16 protein-coding genes are annotated in these 17560 nt (G+C 78.5%); 15 read left to right on the top strand and 1 reads right to left on the bottom strand.

Annotation, left to right across the window (positions count from 1 at the left end; translation table 11 throughout):
- Nucleotides 1-54: 54 nt before the first annotated feature.
- The gene (locus tag ACRYMY_RS14400; RefSeq protein WP_432547941.1) at nucleotides 55-4203 is read right to left on the bottom strand and encodes an FtsK/SpoIIIE domain-containing protein; all 4149 of its coding nucleotides are present in this window, start codon (nucleotides 4201-4203) and stop codon (nucleotides 55-57) included.
- Between the two features lie 177 nt (nucleotides 4204-4380).
- Here ACRYMY_RS14400 and ACRYMY_RS14405 point away from each other — a divergent pair, with 177 nt between their 5' ends.
- The 15 genes from ACRYMY_RS14405 to ACRYMY_RS14475 all read left to right on the top strand — a co-directional run bounded on the left by ACRYMY_RS14405 (nucleotide 4381) and on the right by ACRYMY_RS14475 (nucleotide 17513).
- A complete protein-coding gene (locus tag ACRYMY_RS14405; RefSeq protein WP_432547942.1) occupies nucleotides 4381-5643 on the top strand; it encodes a CpaF family protein in 1263 nt (420 codons plus the stop codon).
- On the top strand, nucleotides 5640-6536 hold the full coding sequence (locus tag ACRYMY_RS14410; RefSeq protein WP_432547943.1) for a type II secretion system F family protein: 897 nt from the start codon (nucleotides 5640-5642) through the stop codon (nucleotides 6534-6536). Before ACRYMY_RS14405 ends, ACRYMY_RS14410 begins: the two co-directional genes overlap by 4 nt.
- Nucleotides 6533-7432 (top strand): type II secretion system F family protein, encoded by a 900-nt coding sequence (locus tag ACRYMY_RS14415; RefSeq protein ID WP_432547944.1) that lies wholly within the window; start codon nucleotides 6533-6535, stop codon nucleotides 7430-7432. The genes ACRYMY_RS14410 and ACRYMY_RS14415 overlap by 4 nt, the downstream gene beginning before the upstream one ends.
- Nucleotides 7433-7549: 117 nt before the next feature.
- Nucleotides 7550-7750, top strand: a complete 201-nt coding sequence (locus tag ACRYMY_RS14420; protein ID WP_432547945.1) for a hypothetical protein — start codon at nucleotides 7550-7552, stop codon at nucleotides 7748-7750.
- Nucleotides 7747-8154 carry a TadE/TadG family type IV pilus assembly protein gene (locus ACRYMY_RS14425; protein WP_432547946.1) on the top strand — a complete coding sequence of 136 codons (408 nt, stop codon included), beginning with the start codon at nucleotides 7747-7749 and terminating at the stop codon, nucleotides 8152-8154. The genes ACRYMY_RS14420 and ACRYMY_RS14425 overlap by 4 nt, the downstream gene beginning before the upstream one ends.
- A complete protein-coding gene (locus tag ACRYMY_RS14430; protein WP_432547947.1) occupies nucleotides 8147-8596 on the top strand; it encodes a pilus assembly protein in 450 nt (149 codons plus the stop codon). The genes ACRYMY_RS14425 and ACRYMY_RS14430 overlap by 8 nt, the downstream gene beginning before the upstream one ends.
- Entirely contained in the window at nucleotides 8593-9048 is a 456-nt protein-coding gene (locus ACRYMY_RS14435; protein WP_432547948.1) for a hypothetical protein, read from the top strand. The genes ACRYMY_RS14430 and ACRYMY_RS14435 overlap by 4 nt, the downstream gene beginning before the upstream one ends.
- Before the next feature lie 201 nt (nucleotides 9049-9249).
- Nucleotides 9250-10362, top strand: a complete 1113-nt coding sequence (locus ACRYMY_RS14440) for a ScyD/ScyE family protein (RefSeq protein ID WP_432547949.1) — start codon at nucleotides 9250-9252, stop codon at nucleotides 10360-10362.
- A 120-nt stretch (nucleotides 10363-10482) separates the two neighbouring features.
- Nucleotides 10483-11172, top strand: a complete 690-nt coding sequence (locus ACRYMY_RS14445) for an SDR family NAD(P)-dependent oxidoreductase (RefSeq protein WP_432547950.1) — start codon at nucleotides 10483-10485, stop codon at nucleotides 11170-11172.
- Between the two features lie 48 nt (nucleotides 11173-11220).
- A complete protein-coding gene (gene prfB / locus ACRYMY_RS14450) occupies nucleotides 11221-12336 on the top strand; it encodes a peptide chain release factor 2 (RefSeq protein WP_432547951.1) in 1116 nt (371 codons plus the stop codon).
- Nucleotides 12337-12493: 157 nt separating this feature from the next.
- Complete coding sequence (gene ftsE, locus ACRYMY_RS14455) at nucleotides 12494-13183, top strand: cell division ATP-binding protein FtsE (RefSeq protein ID WP_432547952.1); 690 nt, start codon at nucleotides 12494-12496, stop codon at nucleotides 13181-13183.
- Nucleotides 13184-13202: 19 nt separating this feature from the next.
- Nucleotides 13203-14117, top strand: a complete 915-nt coding sequence (ftsX, locus tag ACRYMY_RS14460; protein WP_432547953.1) for a permease-like cell division protein FtsX — start codon at nucleotides 13203-13205, stop codon at nucleotides 14115-14117.
- Nucleotides 14118-14201: 84 nt separating this feature from the next.
- Nucleotides 14202-14672, top strand: coding sequence for an SsrA-binding protein SmpB (smpB, locus tag ACRYMY_RS14465; RefSeq protein WP_432547954.1), 471 nt, complete (start codon nucleotides 14202-14204; stop codon nucleotides 14670-14672).
- Nucleotides 14673-14700: 28 nt separating this feature from the next.
- Complete coding sequence (locus tag ACRYMY_RS14470) at nucleotides 14701-16503, top strand: DUF2207 family protein (RefSeq protein ID WP_432547955.1); 1803 nt, start codon at nucleotides 14701-14703, stop codon at nucleotides 16501-16503.
- 86 nt (nucleotides 16504-16589) lie between these two features.
- Nucleotides 16590-17513 (top strand): NADP-dependent oxidoreductase, encoded by a 924-nt coding sequence (locus ACRYMY_RS14475; protein ID WP_432547956.1) that lies wholly within the window; start codon nucleotides 16590-16592, stop codon nucleotides 17511-17513.
- Nucleotides 17514-17560 lie beyond the last annotated feature (47 nt).

The raw sequence follows: 17560 nt of genomic DNA on the forward strand, positions 1-17560 counted from the left end.
CGGGCGCGGTGCCCGGAGTGGGCGGGACGTGCTGGACGGGCGGGACGGGAGCGGTCACCCCGTCACCGTAGGTGCCACCACCCGCACCGCCGTCCACACCCCGTCGACCACGGCGAAGCCCGCTCCCGGGCCGGGGCCGGGAGCCGGCAGGGGACGCCGGCCGAGCACCTCGGCGGGCACCAGCGGCCCGCGGCCCAGGAGCACCAGCGAGCGGGCCGCGCGCAGCCGCGCCCCGAGCCCGCGGAAGGCGCCGGCGACCTCCCCGCCGCCCGCGCTCGCCACCAGGTGCGCGCCGGCGTCCAGGGCCGCCAGCAGCACGTCCTCCAGCGCCGACCCCGGTGGCGGGGGCCCGTCGAGCAGCAGCAGCAGCGGGTGCCGCCCGTCCCGCAGCCGCGCGGCCAGCGCCGCCGCGTCGTGCCCGGCGCTCACCGCGAGCGCGCCCGGGCGCTGCTGCGCCAGCGCCCGCAGCAGCGACGAGCGGCCGCTGCCGGACGGCCCGTGGACGAGCACCGGACCCGCCGCGGGGTCGAGGAGCACCGGGCCGCCGTCGTCGCCGCCGTGCCCGAGGAGCAGGGCCGACCCCGGGACGCCCGGTGCCGCGCTCACCGCCCGCGAGCGCGGCGGCAGCGGCGCCACCCGCAGCCGCGCCGGCGGTCGGTCCGCGGTGGACGTCCCGTCCTCCGGGAGGGCCACCTGCACCTCGTGCGCCGTCCCGTCGCGCACGAGCAGCCCCCGGCCGGGGGCGGCCGCGCGCGGCACCAGCGACGCGGGAACCCCCGCCAGGGCGGCGTCGGCGCGGTCGGCCAGCCGCAGGAGCACCACCTCGGCCACCGACGCCGCCAGCGGGGAGGTCAGCAGGGGGCGGTCACCGGCGACGGCGACGCGGACCCCGGCCGCCGAACCCTCGCGCAGCAGCCGCAGCAGGGCCTCCGCGCCCGTGCCGGCGCCCGCGCCGTCCCCGACCTCCGTCCCCGCCAGCACCGGCGACCAGGTCTCCCAGCCGTCGACCAGCAGGAGCACCGGCGGCGCGTCGCGCTGAGCCTCGCGCGACCCGCCGGGCGGGGCGTCGAGCCGCTCCAGCAGCCGCTGGAGCACGCGTGCGGCCCGCCACGGCTCGTGCCGCGCGACCACGGCGCCCGCGCCCTGCAGCCCCGCCAGGCCGGCCAGCGCGCCGCCGCCGTCCAGCACGAGGACGTCCGCGCCCCGCGCGAGGCCGGCGAGCGCCAGCACGCGCAGCAGCGTGCTGCGGCCGCTGCGCACGGTGCCCACCACCAGCAGGTGCTCACCGCGGTCCAGGTCCCACGCGGCGCAGCCGCGCGCCTGGTCGGTGGGCAGGTCCAGCAGCCCCCACGGCAGCGCGCCCGGGCCGACCCCTGCGGGCGCGGGCAGGTCCGCGCCGGTGACCCGCGCGGGCAGCGGCGGCAGCCAGGGCGCCGCGGGCACCGGCACCCCGCGCCGGGCAGCCGCCGCCGCGGCCGCCGCGACCAGCCGGGCCAGGCCGTCGTCCTCCCGCGGCGCGGTGGGGAGGAGCGGTGCCGCGTCGGCGCGCCGCACCGCCAGCCCCACCACCGGCGGGCGGTCCCCGACCAGGGCGCTCTGGAACTCCTCCAGCGCGCCGCCGCCGCGGCGCAGCACCCCGCGCCCCGGCCGCCGGTCGCTGATTGCCGCCGGGGACGGGTCGTCCACGACGTCCTGCGCGTCGGCGCGGTCCTGCACCCGCAGGCAGATCCGCAGGTCGGTGTTGGCGCGCACCTCCGGGCTGACCGCGCCCGCGGGCCGCTGCGTGGCCAGCACCAGGTGCACGCCCAGCGAGCGGCCCACCGCGGCCAGCCGCACGAGGCCGTCGACCAGCTCCGGGACCTCCTGGGTCAGCACCCGGAACTCGTCGACCACCACGACCAGCCGGGGCAGACCCGCGGCGGCCGCGGCCCCGGCGGGCAGGTCGTCCAGCGAGGCGGCGCCCGCGGTCCGCAGGAGGCGCTCGCGGCGGCGCACCTCCGCGCCCAGGCTGCGCAGGACGCGGTCGGCCAGCTGGTCGTCGAGGTCGGTGACGAGGCCGGCCACGTGCGGCAGGCCCGTCAGCGCCCCGAACGCCGCCCCGCCCTTGTAGTCGACGAGCACCAGCTGCACGGCCTCCGGCGGGGCCTGCGCGGCCAGCGAGGCGACCAGCGCGCGCAGCAGCACCGACTTCCCGGACCCCGTGGTACCCGCCACCAGGGTGTGCGGGCCGTCGACGGCCAGGTCCACCACGACGGGGCCCCCCGCGCCCGCCCCGAGCACGGCCCGGGTCGCCGGCCCGCCGCGCTCCCACCGGGCCGCCAGCGCTCCCGCGTCCCACCCGCCGCCCGCCGGCCCGCCCGGCAGCAGCTCCAGCAGCGTGCAGGCGTCCGGCACCGCACCCGCGCCGGACACGGCGCCCGCCTCCCGCAGCGGCGCCAGGGCGCGCGCCACCCGCAGCGCCCACGCGGCCCCGACGCCGTCCGCGCGCACCGGTCGGGCACCGGACGCGTCGTGCAGCGCGGCGCGCGCTCCGCCCGGGCCCGCGCCGGGGTCCGTCCCGTGCAGCAGCACGGCGGTGCACTCGGCGGGCAGGCCCGCCCGGTCGGCGGCCAGGTGCACCACCAGCACGCCGGCCCGGGGACCGTCGCGCAGCACCGCCGCGACCCGCGGGTCCTCGCGCAGCCGCGGCGTCCCGTCGCCCGCCGCGTCGGTGGTCCCGTCGAGCAGCAGGACCAGCAGCGGGCCGGGGCGCGCACCGTCCGGCGAGGTCCCGGCGCGGGCTCCGGTGCGGGTGCGGACCGTCTCCGCCACCTCGTCCAGCACCTCGCCGGCCGCGCCGACGCCCCTCGCGTGCGGCAGCCGGCGCACCCACGCCCACTCGCGCGCGGCCTCCGGCGACTCGGGGTGCGCGAGCGCCACCCGGACGTCGCCGGGCGCGTGCCAGGCGGCCACCTGCGCGAGCAGCCAGCGCGCGGACGCCAGCACGGCCGGGCGCGCGCCGGCGACGCCGAGCACCCCGGCGCCGGGCAGGTCGACGAGCACGGGGACGTCCGCCAGCACCGCCAGCTCCTCCGGCGGGTCCTGCGCCGGGCCCGCCACGTCCGCCACGCCCGCCACGCCCACAGGGGACGCGCCGGCCTGGACGAGCGCGACGGACGCCGGCGCGGCGTCCCCGAGCCCCAGGCGCAGGTGCAGCACGTCGCCGTCACCGGCCGCGCGCTCCCACACGCGCGTGCCGTGCCCGGTCACCTGGGCGAGCAGCGCCGCCGGGTCGGGGGCGGCGCGGTGCCGGTCGCCGTGCTCGTCCCGCAGCGCGCCGCGGGCCCGGTCGAGGACGTCGGCGCGGCGGGCCAGCACGTCCGCCCGGCGGTGGGCCGCGGCGGCCGCCGACCGCCGCCGCTCCGCCCACCACTGCCCGCCCACGAGGACCGGCCCGGCCAGGCCCAGCAGCAGCGACAGCGGCGTCCACAGGAGCGCCAGCAGCACGGACACGGCGAACGGGACCGCGACGGGCAGCCACGGGAAGGGCGCGGGCACGGGCGCCGGCTCCTCGCGCGGCCACGCCAGGCGCAGCGGCGCCGCCGCCGTCGCGGCCAGGCGCGGGCTGCGGCTCAGCAGCAGGTGACCGTCCCCGTCGGGGCGCACGTGCGCCGGCACCACCGCCTCGGGGTCGCTGCGCAGCACCGTGGCGCCCAGCGCCGTCCGCGCGCCGTCGCCGCCCAGCGGCCGCGTGCCGGCGCGGGAGCCGGTGTCGTGCACCGCGACCGCGCCGTCGGCCGCCACCTCCAGCACCGCGTGCGCGCGGGACAGGCCCGGGTCGGCCAGCGCCACCGCCCCGTCCACCGGCTCCTCGACCCGCCCGGCCGCGGACGGCGAGCGCCCCAGCAGCCACCGGCCCGGCGGCAGGTCCAGGACGTGCCCGGCGTCGGGACCACCGGCGACGTGCACGCGCGCCACCGCCGGCCGCGCCCGGGCCGCGGGCGCCGGCGGGCGGGTGTCGAGCACCGCTCCGCGCAGCAGCGGCGGCGAGCCCAGCAGAGCGCCGTCGTCCAGGACGGCGCCGTCCGCGCGCGGTCGGGCCGCCCACGGGCCGCAGGCCGCCTCCAGGGTGTCGGCGGCCTCGCCGAACGTCGTGCGGGGCGGGGCGGTGACCTCCAGGTCGACCTCCCCGTCCGCGGTCACGACGGTCACCTCCAGCTGCACGGCGGGCGATCCTGCCGCCGGCCACCGCGCGACCGGCTCCCTCGTCCACAGCGCGGCGCGCGCGGGCGTTGTCCACATCACCCGAACGCCCGGGACGTGCGCGCGCCTACGGTGCGGCGCGCCGCGGGAACCCGCGGCCCGCTGGTGACGGCGGCTGCGGCGGCGAGGAGGTGCGGGGTGGACGCGGTGCGCCACGTGGAGGAGGCGGTCCGCGAGCAGCTGCGCCGGCGCATCGCCGCCGGGCACGTGCGCGGCGTGGACGCCGAGGTGCGCGCGCTCGTCGAGCGGGCCGTCCTCGACTACGACCTGCGCTCCCTGGACGGCTCCCTGCCCCCGGTCGGCGACCACGACGCCGTGCGCCGCGAGGTCGTCGCGGCCGTCACCGGGTACGGCCCGCTGCAGCGCTACTTCGACGACCCCGAGGTCGAGGAGATCTGGATCAACGAGCCGGGCAAGGTGTTCGTCGCCCGCCGCGGGGTCCCCGAGCTGACGACGACGATCCTGGACGCCGACACCGTCGCCGACCTCGTCGAGCGCATGCTGGCCTCCACGGGCCGGCGCGTGGACCTGTCCAGCCCGTTCGTGGACGCCGCGCTGCCCGACGGCTCGCGCCTGCACGTCGTGGTGCCCGACGTCACCCGCGAGCACTGGGCCGTCAACGTGCGCCGCTTCGTCGCCCGCGCCCGCCGCCTGGACGACCTCGTCGAGCTGGGGTCGCTGACCCCGCGGGCGGCGCGGTTCCTGGCCGCCGCCGTCGCCAGCGGGCTGAACGTCCTCGTCAGCGGGGGGACTCAAGCGGGGAAGACGACGCTCCTGAACTGCCTGCTGAGCGCGGTCCCGGCCCAGCAGCGGATCGTCACCTGCGAGGAGGTGTTCGAGCTCGACGTCGCGGCCCGCGACGTGGTGGCGATGCAGTGCCGCCAGCCGAACCTCGAGGGCCTGGGGGAGGTGCCGCTGCGGCGCCTGGTGAAGGAGGCGCTGCGGATGCGCCCGGACCGCCTGGTCGTCGGCGAGGTGCGGCAGGCGGAGAGCCTGGACCTGCTCATCGCCCTGAACTCCGGACTGCCCGGCATGGCGACGGTCCACGCGAACTCCGCCGCCGACGCCGTGGCCAAGGTGTGCGTGCTGCCGCTGCTGGCGGGGGAGAACGTCACCAGCGCGTTCGTCGTGCCGGCCGTCGCGTCCTCGGTCGACCTCGTCGTGCACGCCGAGCTGGGCCCGGGCGGTGCGCGCCGCGTCGTGGAGGTCCTGGCCGTCACCGGCCGCGTGGAGGGCGGGGTCGTGGAGACCGCGCCGGTGTTCGCGCGCGAGAGCGGCGGCGAGCAGCGCCTGCTGCGCGCCGGGGGGTGGCCACCGCACCGCGAGCGGTTCGCCCGCCACGGGCACGACCTGACCGCGCTGCTCGGGGACGCGCGGACCCCCGCGGGGGTGGCGGGGTGAGCGGCGCGCTCGCCGGCGCCCTGCTGGGCGCCGGGCTGTTCTGCGCGTGGTGGTCGTGCTGGCCGCGGCCGCCCCGGGGCCCGGGACGGCGGGCCGCGCGGCGCTCCCCGCTGGGCGTGTGCCGCGACCTGCTGGCGGCCGCGGCCATCCCGGCGCCGGCCGCGGCGCTGCCGCTCGCGTGCGCTGCGGCCGCCGCGCTCGCCGCTCTGCTCGTCGCCGGGACGACCGGGGTGCCGGTGCTGGCGCTGGGGGCCGCGCTGGCCGCCGGGTGGGCGCCCGTGGCGCTGCTGCGGGCCCGTGCGCGGGCCCGGCGCGCCGACCGGGCGGAGCTGTGGCCGGACGTGGTGGACCACCTGGCCGCGGCCGTGCGCGCGGGGACGTCCCTGCCGGACGCGGTGTGCGCGCTGGCGGTGCGCGGGCCGGTCGCGCTGCGCCCGGTGTTCGCGCGGTTCGCCGCAGCGCACCGGGCCAGCGGCGCCTTCGAGCCGGAGCTGGCGCGGCTGGTGGACGAGCTGGCCGACCCGGTGTTCGACCGGGTGGCCGCCGCGCTGCGGATGACGCGGCAGGTCGGCGGCAGCGACCTGGGCGCGACGCTGCGGACCCTGTCGGCGCACCTGCGCGACGACCTGCGCACCCGCGGCGAGCTGCGCGCCCGGCAGTCGTGGACGGTCAGCGCGGCCCGGTTGGCGGTGGCCGCGCCGTGGGCGGTGCTGGCCCTGCTGGCCGGTCGCCCCGGCGCGCTGGACGCCTACGCCACCGGCGCCGGCACGGCCGTCCTCCTCGCCGGTGCCCTCGTCAGCGCGCTGGCGTACCGGCTGATGCTGCGCCTCGGGCGGCTGCCGGCACCGCGCCGCGTGCTGGTCACCGCCGCTGGCTCGGCGGGTGCCGCGTGAGCGCGCCGCTGTGGGACCCGGCGGGTGCCGCGCTCGGAGCGGCCGCGGCCTGTGGCGCCCTGCTCGTGGCCGCGCACCTGCCGGTGCGCCGCTCTCCGTCGCTGGCCGCGCGCGTCGGCCCGTACCTGCCGCGGTCCTCGCAGGGTCCCGCGGCGCCCGGCGCCGCCGGCGCGCTCCTGGCGCGGGCGGCGGCGCTGCTCGGTGAGCTGCTGGGTTCCACGGCGGTGGTGCGCGCCCGGCTGCGCGTGCTCGACCCGGACGCCGACGTGCCGGCGCACCGCGCCGCGCAGGTCCTGTGGGCGCTGGCCGGCGCCGGTGCCGGCGCGGCGGGCGCCTGGCTGCTGGCCGCGGGCGGCGGACCGGTCGTGGCGGCGGCCGCGCTGGTCGTCTCGGCGACGCTGGCCGGGGCGCTGGCCCGCGACCGCTGGCTGCTGGCGGCCGTGCAGCGCCGGCGTGCGGCGGTCGTCGAGGAGCTGCCCGTCGTCGCCGAACTGCTGGCCCTGTCCGTGGGCGCGGGGGAGAACCTCCTCGGCGCCGTGGCGCGGGTGGCGGCCGGGTCGGGAGCGCTGTGCGCGGACCTGCGGCACGCTCTGGCCCGCGCGGGCACCGGCACCCCGCTCGTGGACGCGCTGCAGGACACCGCCTCCCGGCTGGGCGTCGACCCCCTCGTGCGCCTGGTGGACGCGGTGGCCGCGGCCGCCGAGCGCGGTGGCCCGCTGGCCGGGGTGCTGCGCGCCCAGGCCGCCGACGCCCGCGACGCCGAGCGGCGCCGCCTGCTGGAGGCGGGCGGGCGCAAGGAGGTGCAGATGCTCGTGCCGGTGGTGTTCCTCGTGCTGCCGACCGTCGTCGTGTTCGCCCTCTTCCCCGGACTGGCCGTCCTGCGCGTCGGTCCCTGACGGGAACCCCCGACGAGGCCCCGCCGGAACTCCCCGCCGGAACTCCCCGCCGGAACTCCCCGCCGGAACCACTGTCGAAACCCTGCTGGAACCCCTGCTGCAACCCCTGGAGGACCCGTGCTCGATCGACTCCTGCTGCTGCTCACCGCTGTCCGGACCGCCGCGTCCGCCGACGACCGCGAGCGCGGCGACGTGCCCGGCTGGGTGCTGGTGACCCTCATGACCGCCGGTCTGGTCGTGGCGCTGTGGGCGGTGGCCGCCCCGCGCCTGGAGCAGGTGTTCACGCAGGCGATGGACACCGTCGTCGGACGGCTGTGACGCCCGCAGCGCCGACCCGGCTCGCGACCCGCGACGCGGGGTCGGCCGTGGCGGAGTTCGCGGCCGTCGCGGGTGTGCTCGCGCTGCTGTTCGCGGCGGTGCTGCAGGTGGGTTTCGCGGTGCACGTGCGGGCCCTGGCGGTGGACGCGGCGGGGGAGGGCGCGCGGTTCGGCGCCCTGGCCGGCAGCGGCACGGCCGCGGGCGCGCAGCGCACCCGCGACCTGCTCGCCGCGTCGCTGTCACCGCGGTACGCGGAGGACGTGAGCGCGGCGACCGTCGTGCTGCAGGGCGAGGAGGTCGTGCGGGTGCGGGTGCGCGCCCCGCTGCCGGTGCTGGGCACGCTCGGGCCGGCGCGCGCCCTGGACGTGTCCGGTCACGCGCTGCGCGAGGTCCCCCGTGGTTGAGGGTCCCACCACGGGGCGGGACGCGGGCAGCGCTGCCGTGGAGTTCCTCGCGGTGGGGGTGCTGCTGCTGGTGCCGCTGGCGTACCTGGTCCTGTTCCTGGGGCGGGTGCAGGCGGCGACGTTCGCGGCGGAGGCCGGGGCGCGGGAGGCCTCGCGCGTGCTGGCGACCGTCCCCGGGGACGCGGCGGCGGGGGCGCTGGCCGGCCGGTCGGTCGAGCTCGCGCTGGGCGACCAGGGTTTCCGCGCGGACGGCGGGTCCCTGGCGGTGGAGTGCACCGCCTCGCCGTGCCGCACGCCGGACGCGCTGGTGGCGGCGACGGTGGCGGTGGACGTGGACCTGCCGCTGGTGCCGGGGTTCGTCACCGACCGGGTGCCCTCCCACGTGCGGGTGCAGGTGCGCCGGGTGGCCGTCGCCGACCGGTTCGCGCAGGTCGTGCCGTGAACCCGCGGACGGGCGCGCCGCGGGACGAGGGGCGGATCGCGCTGCTGTCGCTGGCGTTCGCGCTCGTCGCGTGCGCGCTGGTCCTGCTGGTCGCCTCCAGCACGGCGGTGCACCTGCAGCGCAAGCGGTTGTGGGCGGTGGCCGACGCGGCCGCGGCGTCGGCGGCCGACGCCGTGGACGAGCGGCGGTACTACACCGAGGGGGTGGGGGCGTCGGCCGTGCCGCTGACGGACGCCTCGGTGCGCGCGGACGTCGAGGCGTACCTGGCGCGCGCGGGCGCGGACCTGCCGGCGCTGGCCGTGGACCCGGCCACGGGCAGCCCGGACGGGGCGAGCGCGCGGGTGGTGCTGACGGCGGTGCTGGAACCGCCGTTCGCGCACCTGGTGCCCGCGCCGTTCGCGGACGGGGTGCCCGTGCGGGTCAGCAGCACCGCCGTCGCCGTCCTGCGCTGAACCGCCCCGCCCGACTCCTGGCGCGTCCACCACCCCTGCCGCGCCCGGGAGGGGTGGTGGACGCGTCAGGAGCCGGGAGGGCGAACGGGAAACCCCTTACCCGGTGTCCCCCCTCCGGGGACCCTGGTGACCATCACCCGTCCGGAGTAACCTCCGGCGCGCCACGGGGCCGACGGCGGCTCCGGCACCCCGGAGGATCCCATGTCGAAACTCAGGGCACGACGCGCCACGACACCGACCGTCCTCTCCACCCTCTCCGCCGCCACGCTGGTCCTCGTGGGCCTGGCGGCGCCCGCCCACGCCTCCGGCCCGCCGCGCGAACCCGTCGAGGTGATCGCGGAAGGGCTGGACGACCCGTGGGGCCTGGCGTACGCCAAGGGCCGCTTCTACGTCGCCGAGAACGGCAGCGGCGAGGTCAGCGGGATCATCCCCGGCGGGAACGGGCCCAGCGTCCGGCTCGCCGGGTTCACGTCCCTGTCCGGCGTCGACCGCGCGGGTGACGAGCTCCTCGTCCTGACCGGTGGTGCCGAGGAGGCAGGCGGCGAGGACACCACCCGCCTGTTCGGCTCCAAGCGCGGCGGGCCGTTCCGGACGCTGGCGAACTTCGAGGAGTACGAGCTCGCGGAGAACCCCGACGGCCAGCTGCAGTTCGGGGAGGACGGGGCGCCCGTCGACACCCTCAGCAACCCGTTCGCCGTGCTGGCCGGGAAGGGCGGGGACCAGGCCTACGCCTACGTCACCGAGGGCGGCGGCAACTCCGTCCTCGCGGTCGAGGAGGACGGCACCGTCTCGACCCTCTACGCCCCCCCGGTCGTGACCTCCGGCGTCTGCGCCGAGATCCCGAACAACGACCCGGGCGTCTTCGGGTGCGACCCCGTGCCGACGGGCCTCGCGCACGGTCCCGACGGGGCGCTGTACGTAGCCCTGGAGGTCGCCGGCGCCCCGGGCGAGGGGCTCGTCGTCGTCCTCGACGCCGTCAGCGGCGAGGTCCGCGACACGATCGGCGGGTTCAGCGGCCCGACCGGTGTCGCCGTCGCCGACGACGGCACCGTCTACGTCGCCGAGCTTCTGGAGGGCGCGCCCGAGGGGCCGGACATCCCGGCGGACTTCGACCTCGGGACCGTCGGGCAGGTCGTGCGCGTCGCCCCGGACGGGAGCCGGTCGACCGCCCAGGTCGCGCAGCCGCTCAGCCTGCGCTGGGCCGACGGGGCCCTGTACGCCACCGCGTGGAGCGTCATGGGCCTGTTCACCGGCCAGACCGGTCTCGGTCAGCTCGTCCGCGTCGACTCCTCGGCGTTCACCGCCGAGGACTGACCGCCCCCCGGGCCGGGTCCCGGTAGGCGCGGGGGAGGTGGTCCGGCCGGGCGTGGGGGAGCGCCCGGCCGGACCCGTCCCCGGCGTGCGCGCCGCCCGCCGGGCCAGCACCCTGGGCGCGTGACCGACCTCGACGGCGCCGCCGTCCTCGTGACCGGCGCCAGCGGCGTGCTCGGCGGCCACCTCGCGCGCGGGCTGGCCGACGCCGGCGCCCGCCTCGTCGTCTCCGGCCGCGACGGCGGCCGCCTGGGCGAGCTGCCCGGCCGCGCCGTGACCGCGGACCTGCGCCTGCCCGGCGAGCCGGAGCGGCTCGTCGAGGAGGCCGTCGCCCACCTCGGCCGCTTGGACGTCCTCGTGCACGCCGCCGGCGTCGTCGCCTTCGGCCCCGCCGCCGACGCCGACGACGACCTGCTCGACGAGCTGTTCCTGGCGAACACCCTCGGCCCGGTGCGGCTGCTGCGCGCCGCCGTGCCGCACCTGCGCGCGGCCGCCGCCGAGCGGCCCGGCGCCAGCGCGGTCCTGCTCTCGGCCGTGGTCGCCGAGCAGCCGGTGGCCGGGATGGCCGCCTACTCCGCGTCCAAGGCCGCGCTGACCGCCTTCGACGCGGCCCTGGCCAAGGAGCTGCGCCGCGAGGGCGTGCGCGTGCTGGACGTGCGGCCCCCGCACACCGAGACCGGGCTGGCCGGGCGCCCCGTGGCCGGCAGCGCTCCGAAGCTGCCCACCGGCCTCGACCCGGCCGCCGTCGCCGACCGGGTCCTGCGGGCTCTGGCCGGCGAGGAGCGGGACCTGCCCGCCTCCGCCTTCTCCTGACGTTCTCCGGGCGGGGGCGCCCGCCGCCCGCGCGTACAGTGGAGCGCCGTGGCCGCCACCGACTTCCCCGCCGAGATCTCCGCCCTCCGCCAGACGTACGCGTCGATCCGGGAGGTGTCGGACCTCGACGCGGTGCGCTCGGAGCTGGCCGCCCTCAACGAGCAGGCCGCCGCCCCGGACCTGTGGGACGACGTCGAGCGCGCCCAGGGCGTGACCAGCCGCCTGTCCACCGTGCAGGCCGAGCTGGACCGCATCGAGCGGATGGGCTCGCGCATCGACGACCTGGAGGTCCTCGTCGAGCTGGCCGAGTCCGAGGACGACGCCGACTCCCTGGCCGAGGCCGAGCGCGAGCTGGCCGAGGTGCGCAGGGCCCTGCAGGAGCTGGAGGTGCGCACCCTGCTCGCCGGCGAGTACGACGCCCGCGAGGCGCTGGTGACGATCCGCTCCGAGGCGGGCGGCGTCGACGCCGCGGACTTCGCCGAGATGCTCATGCGCATGTACCTGCGCTGGGCCGAGCGCAAGGGCTACAAGACGGAGGTCTACGACACCTCCTACGCCGAGGAGGCCGGGATCAAGTCCGCGACCTTCAAGGTCGCCGCCCCCTACGCCTACGGCACCCTCAGCGTCGAGCAGGGCACCCACCGCCTCGTGCGCATCTCGCCCTTCGACAACCAGGGCCGGCGCCAGACGTCCTTCGCGGGCGTGGAGGTCCTGCCCGTGGTGGCCGAGACCGACCACATCGAGGTCCCCGAGAACGACGTGCGCGTGGACGTGTACCGCTCCTCCGGCCCCGGCGGGCAGTCGGTCAACACCACCGACTCCGCGGTGCGCCTGACGCACGTGCCCACCGGCATCGTCGTCACCTGCCAGAACGAGAAGTCGCAGCTGCAGAACAAGGCCGCCGCCATGCGCGTCCTGCAGGCCAAGCTGCTGGAGAGGGCCCGCAAGGACCGCCAGGCCGAGCTGGACGCCCTCAAGGGCGACGACTCCGGCTCGTGGGGCAACCAGATGCGCTCCTACGTCCTGCAGCCGTACCGCATGGTCAAGGACCTGCGCACCAACCACGAGGTCGGCAACGCCGACGCCGTCTTCGACGGGGAGATCGACGACTTCCTGGAGTCCGGCATCCGCTGGCGCCGCACCGCCGAGCGCGTCGAGGCCTGAACCCGCCGAGGACCGCGTCCGCCGGGTCGGGATCACCCGTCCGGCGGGCCGCGGTCGCTGCGCGTCACCGGTGCGTAGAGTGGTCGGCGGCCGGAGCACGACCGCCCCGCGACCGCACCGCGGTCGCACCACCGTCCCCGAGACCGGCCCCCACCGAGTGATCACCTTCGAGCACGTCAGCAAGGTCTACGGCGAGGGGCACCGCCCCGCGCTCGCCGAGGTGACCCTCCAGGTCGACAAGGGCGAGTTCGTCTTCCTGGTCGGGCCCTCCGGCTCCGGCAAGTCGACGTTCCTGCGGCTCGTGCTCAAGGAGGAGCGCGCCAGCTCCGGCACCGTGCAGGTCGCCGGCCGCGACGTGGGCCGCCTGCGCAGCTGGCGCGTGCCGCACCTGCGCCGGCAGATGGGCGTCGTCTTCCAGGACTTCCGGCTGCTGACCGACAAGACCGTCTTCGAGAACGTCGCCTTCGCCATGCAGGTCATCGGCCGGCCCCGGCACGTCGTGGCGCACACCGTGCCCGAGGTCCTGGCCCTGGTCGGGCTGGAGGGCAAGGAGAAGCGGCGCCCGCACGAGCTGTCGGGCGGGGAGCAGCAGCGCGTCGCCATCGCGCGCGCCTTCGTCAACCGCCCCGCGATCCTGCTGGCCGACGAGCCGACGGGGAACCTCGACCCGACCACCAGCGTCGGGATCATGAAGCTGCTGGACCGCATCAACCGGACGGGCACCACCATCGTGATGGCCACGCACGACGACGACATCGTCGACCAGATGCGCAAGCGCGTCGTCGAGCTGCGCGACGGTCGCGTCGTGCGCGACGAGGACCGCGGCGTCTACGGCTCGGCCGGCTGAGGCGGGGGAGGGAGCACCCGTGCGACTCGGCTTCGTCCTGCGCGAGATGTTCATCGGCCTGCGCCGCAACGTCTCGATGGCCCTGTCCGTCGTCCTGGTGACGATGGTCTCGCTGTTCTTCCTGGGGGCCGGCCTGCTCGTGCAGCAGCAGGTCGACATCCTCAAGGGGCAGTGGTACGACCGCGTCCAGGTCTCGATCTTCCTGTGCGGGCCGGAGAGCCTGCCGGCCAACTGCCCCGCGGGCGCGGTGACGGCCGCCCAGCGCGACGCCGTGCGCGCCGAGCTGACCACCGGCTCGCTGGCGCCCCTGGTCGACGAGGTCTTCTACGAGTCGCAGGCGCAGGCCTACGACAACTTCGTCGAGCAGGTCGACCCGACGCTGGCGGAGAACGTCACCCCCGACCAGCTGCCGGAGTCCTTCCGCGTGCGCCTCGTCGAGCCCGACCGCTACGACGAGGTCCGCCAGGCGTTCGTCGGCTACCCGGGCGTGGAGGACGTGCCCGACCAGCGCGCCGTCCTCGGGCCGCTGTTCTCCGCGCTGGACGGGGCGACGCTGGTGGCGCTCGTGCTGGCCGCGCTGATGCTCGTGTGCGCGGTGCTGCTGGTGTCCACGACGATCCGGCTGGCCGCGTTCAGCCGCCGCCGCGAGGTGGGGATCATGCGGCTGGTCGGCGCCTCGCGCTGGCTGATCCTGCTGCCGTTCGTCCTGGAGGGGATCATCGCCACCGTGCTGGGGGCGGCGCTGGCCTCGGGCGCGCTGTGGGCGCTGGTCGAGTTCGGCCTGGGCGAGGTGCAGGCCCGCCCGGACTTCACCACCCGGCTGGTCGCGGTGCCGGAGGTGCTGTGGCCGACGATGCCGGCGATGTTCGCCGTCGGCGTGCTCCTGGCCGTGCTGGCCTCGCTCGTCAGCCTGCGCCGGCACCTGCGGGTCTAGACTCGAGGACCCGCCGCGCACCGACCGGTGCCCGGCGACCGCAGCCACGTCCGCCCCGCGGCGGACCGGAGGAGGAGGCAGGCCGTGCCGCGCGAGGAAGGCCGCAAGGTCATCGCCAGCAACCGCAAGGCCCGCCACGACTACCACGTCCTGGACACCTACGAGGCCGGCATCGCCCTCATGGGCACCGAGGTCAAGGCGCTGCGGATGGGCCGCGCCTCCCTCGTGGACGGCTTCGCCCAGATCGACGGCGGCGAGGTGTGGCTGGAGCACGTCCACATCCCCGAGTACGTGCAGGGCACCTGGACGAACCACACCCCGCGGCGCAAGCGCAAGCTGCTGCTGCACCGCGCCGAGATCGACAAGTGGGCGGGCAAGGTCCGCGAGACCGGCATGAGCATCGTGCCGCTGCAGCTGTACTTCGAGGGCGGGCGCGTCAAGGTCGAGATCGCGCTGGTCAAGGGCAAGAAGGAGTACGACAAGCGGCACGCGCTGCGCGAGCGGCAGGACCGCCGCGAGGCCGAGCGGGCCATGTCGCTGCGGCAGAACCGCTGACGGGACCCGGGGGGACGGGGTGCGGTCGGTGACGGGCGCCGCGGTCCGCTGGGCGGCGGCCGCCGCCGTCGCCGTCCTGGCCCTGCTCGGGCCCCTGGCCGCGTCGGCGGCCGCCGAGGAGCCCGCCGAGGGCGAGCGCGTGCGCTCCTACCGCGCCGAGCTGACCGTCACCGACGACGGCGGCCTGCGGGTGCGCGAGACCATCGCCTACGACTTCGGCGACGCGCAGCGGCACGGGCTGCTGCGCACGATCCCCGTGCGCGGACCGCACGAGCAGACCCGCGACCGGCGCTGGCCCGTCTCCGACGTCGCCGTTTCCAGCCCCACGGGCGCGCCGACCCAGGTGCAGCAGGAGACCGACGGCGGTGTCCTGGAGCTGCGCATCGGCGACCCCGACCGCGAGGACGTCACCGGGCAGCAGACCTGGGTCCTGGACTACCGGGTGGACGCCGTCGTCGACGACCGCGGCGAGGCGGGGCAGCGGCTGGTGTGGGACGCGCTGGGCACCGGGTGGCCGGTGCCCGTGGACGCCGTCGAGGTCGCGCTGAGCGCCCCCGTGGCGATGACCGCCGTGCGCTGCGCCGTCGGCGGGGAGGGCGCGGCGACGCCGTGCGAGGTGGCCGGGCCCGCGGCCCCCACCGCGAGCACGGCCTTCACCGCGGCCGGGCTCGGCCCGGAGCAGGGCGTCACGGTCGCCGCCGACCTGCCGGCGGGCGCGCTGGACGCGGCCCCGCCCGTCCTGGTCGACACCTTCAGCCCCGCGCGGGCCTTCCGCGCCGACGCGGGCACCCTCGGCGGGAGCGCCGCGGTGCTGGCCGCCGGGACGGCGGGGGTCCTCGCGCTGCGCCGGCGCCACCGCGAGCCGGCGGCCGTCCTCGGCACCGGCGCCTCCGTGGCCGGCGTCCCGCCCGGCGTGCTCGGCGCCCTCGTCCACGGCGGCGCCCGCCCCCTCGACGTGACCGCCACCCTGCTGGACCTCGCCCAGCGCGGGCACCTGGAGGTCGAGCGGGTCGACCCCGGCGGCGACGCGGACGAGGGGGACGAGGGGGACTGGCTGCTGCGCCGCACCGGCACGGACCTCGCGCCCGGCGAGCGCACCACACCCGCGGAGGAGCGCCTCCTGCACACGCTCTTCCGCGGCGGACCGGACACGACCCTGTCCGCGCTGCGCACCGAGGGGCGCGCGGGCGTGCAGCTGACCCAGCAGGCCCTCGACGACGACGTCGTGGCCCGCGGCTGGTTCACCGCGCGCCCGGCGCGCCTGGCGGCCCGGTGGGCGGGGTGGTCGCTGGCGCTGCTGCTGGGCGGTCTCGCCCTCACCGTCGTGCTGGCGCTGACGAGCACGTGGGCGCTGGCGGGACTGGCCGTCGCCGCCGTCGGGCTCCTCGCCCTCCTCGCCACGGTGGGCCTGTCCGCGCTGACCCCCGACGGCCGCGCCGCCCGCGACGCCGCCCGCGCCTTCGCCGCCGACCTGGCCCGCGCCGGCGAGGGTCCCGGCGCAGACCCGGCCCGCTTCGCCCGCCACCTGCCGCACGCCCTGGCGCTGGAGGCCGCCGACCGCTGGGAGGAGGGGGCGCGCTCCCTCGACGAGGCGCAGCGGCCCGTGCCCGCCCCCACCTGGTTCCGCGCGCCCGGCGCCCCGGCGCCGGGGTTCTTCGCGCCCGGGCGGCCGGGGTGGACGGCCTCGGTCTACGGCGGCCTGCTCGGCGGCTTCTCCAGCGACGCCACCGGCGCGCTGGCCGCGCCGCCGCCCTCGACGTCGTCCTCGTCCTCGACCAGCTCCGTGCGGGTCGGCGGCGGCGCCGGCGGCGGGGGCGGCGGCTCCTGGTGAGCCCGCCGCGAGCCGTCCGCCGAGCCCCGCGCCGAGCGCTCCCGCCCGCCGTGCGGGCCGCCGCGGCGGCGCCTAGCGTCGGGCGCGTGCGAGCCGCAGCGATCACCGCCTTCGGCGGGCCCGAGGTCCTCACCGTCACCGACGTCGACGACCCGCCCGTCGCGCCCGACACGGTCCTGATCAGGGTGCGCGCGGCCGGCGTGAACCCCGTCGACCACCTCGTCGCCACCGGTGCGCTGGCGTCGATGTTCCCCACGCGCTTCCCGCTGGTGCCCGGCTGGGACGTCGCGGGCGTCGTGGAGCGGGTGGGCCCGGCCGTGCACGAGTGGGTGCCCGGCGACGAGGTGGTCGCCTACGCCCGCCGCGACGACGTGCAGTGGGGGACGTACGCCGAGCTGGTGCCCGCCCCCGTGCGCTCGGTGGCCCGCAAGCCGTCCTCGGTCGGCTTCCCCGAGGCCGCCGGGCTGCCGCTGGCGGGGCTGACGGCCCTGCAGAGCCTGGAGCGCGCCGAGGTCGGCGCGGGCGACGTCGTCCTCGTGCACGCGGCCGCGGGCGGGGTCGGGCAGATGGCCGTGCAGATCGCCCGCGCCCGCGGGGCGCGGGTCGTCGGGACCGCGAGCGAGCGCAACCACGAGCACCTGCGCGCCCTGGGCGCCGAGCCGGTCGTCTACGGCGAGGGCCTGGCCGAGCGGGTGCGGGCGCTGGCGCCCGACGGCGTCGACGCGGCCCTGGACCTCGTGGGCGGGGAGGCCGTCGCCGTCTCCGCGCAGCTGGTGGGCCGGCCCGAGCGGATCGTCTCGGTCATCGACCCGGGGGCCGTGGCGGAGGTCGGGGGCCGCTACGTGTTCGTCCGGCCCGACGCCGCGCAGCTGGCCGAGCTGGCCGGGATGGTTGACGCGGGGACGCTGCGCGTGGACGTCGCCGCGACGTTCCCCCTGGAGCGGGCCGCGGACGCCTGGCGGCTCAGCCAGGAGGGGCACGTGCGCGGCAAGGTCGTCGTCACCGTCTGAGCCGCCCGCGCGCCAGGGCGCCCGGGCGGGAACAGCCGGGCGCCCGG

The organism is Kineococcus haloalkalitolerans, assembly GCF_050871905.1.
GTDB lineage: Bacteria > Actinomycetota > Actinomycetes > Actinomycetales > Kineococcaceae > Kineococcus.

Excerpts from the sequence above, each read along its gene's own strand:
- ACRYMY_RS14440 (WP_432547949.1), top strand. The coding sequence starts at position 9,250 with ATGTCGAAACTCAGGGCACGACGCGCCACGACACCGACCGTCCTCTCC.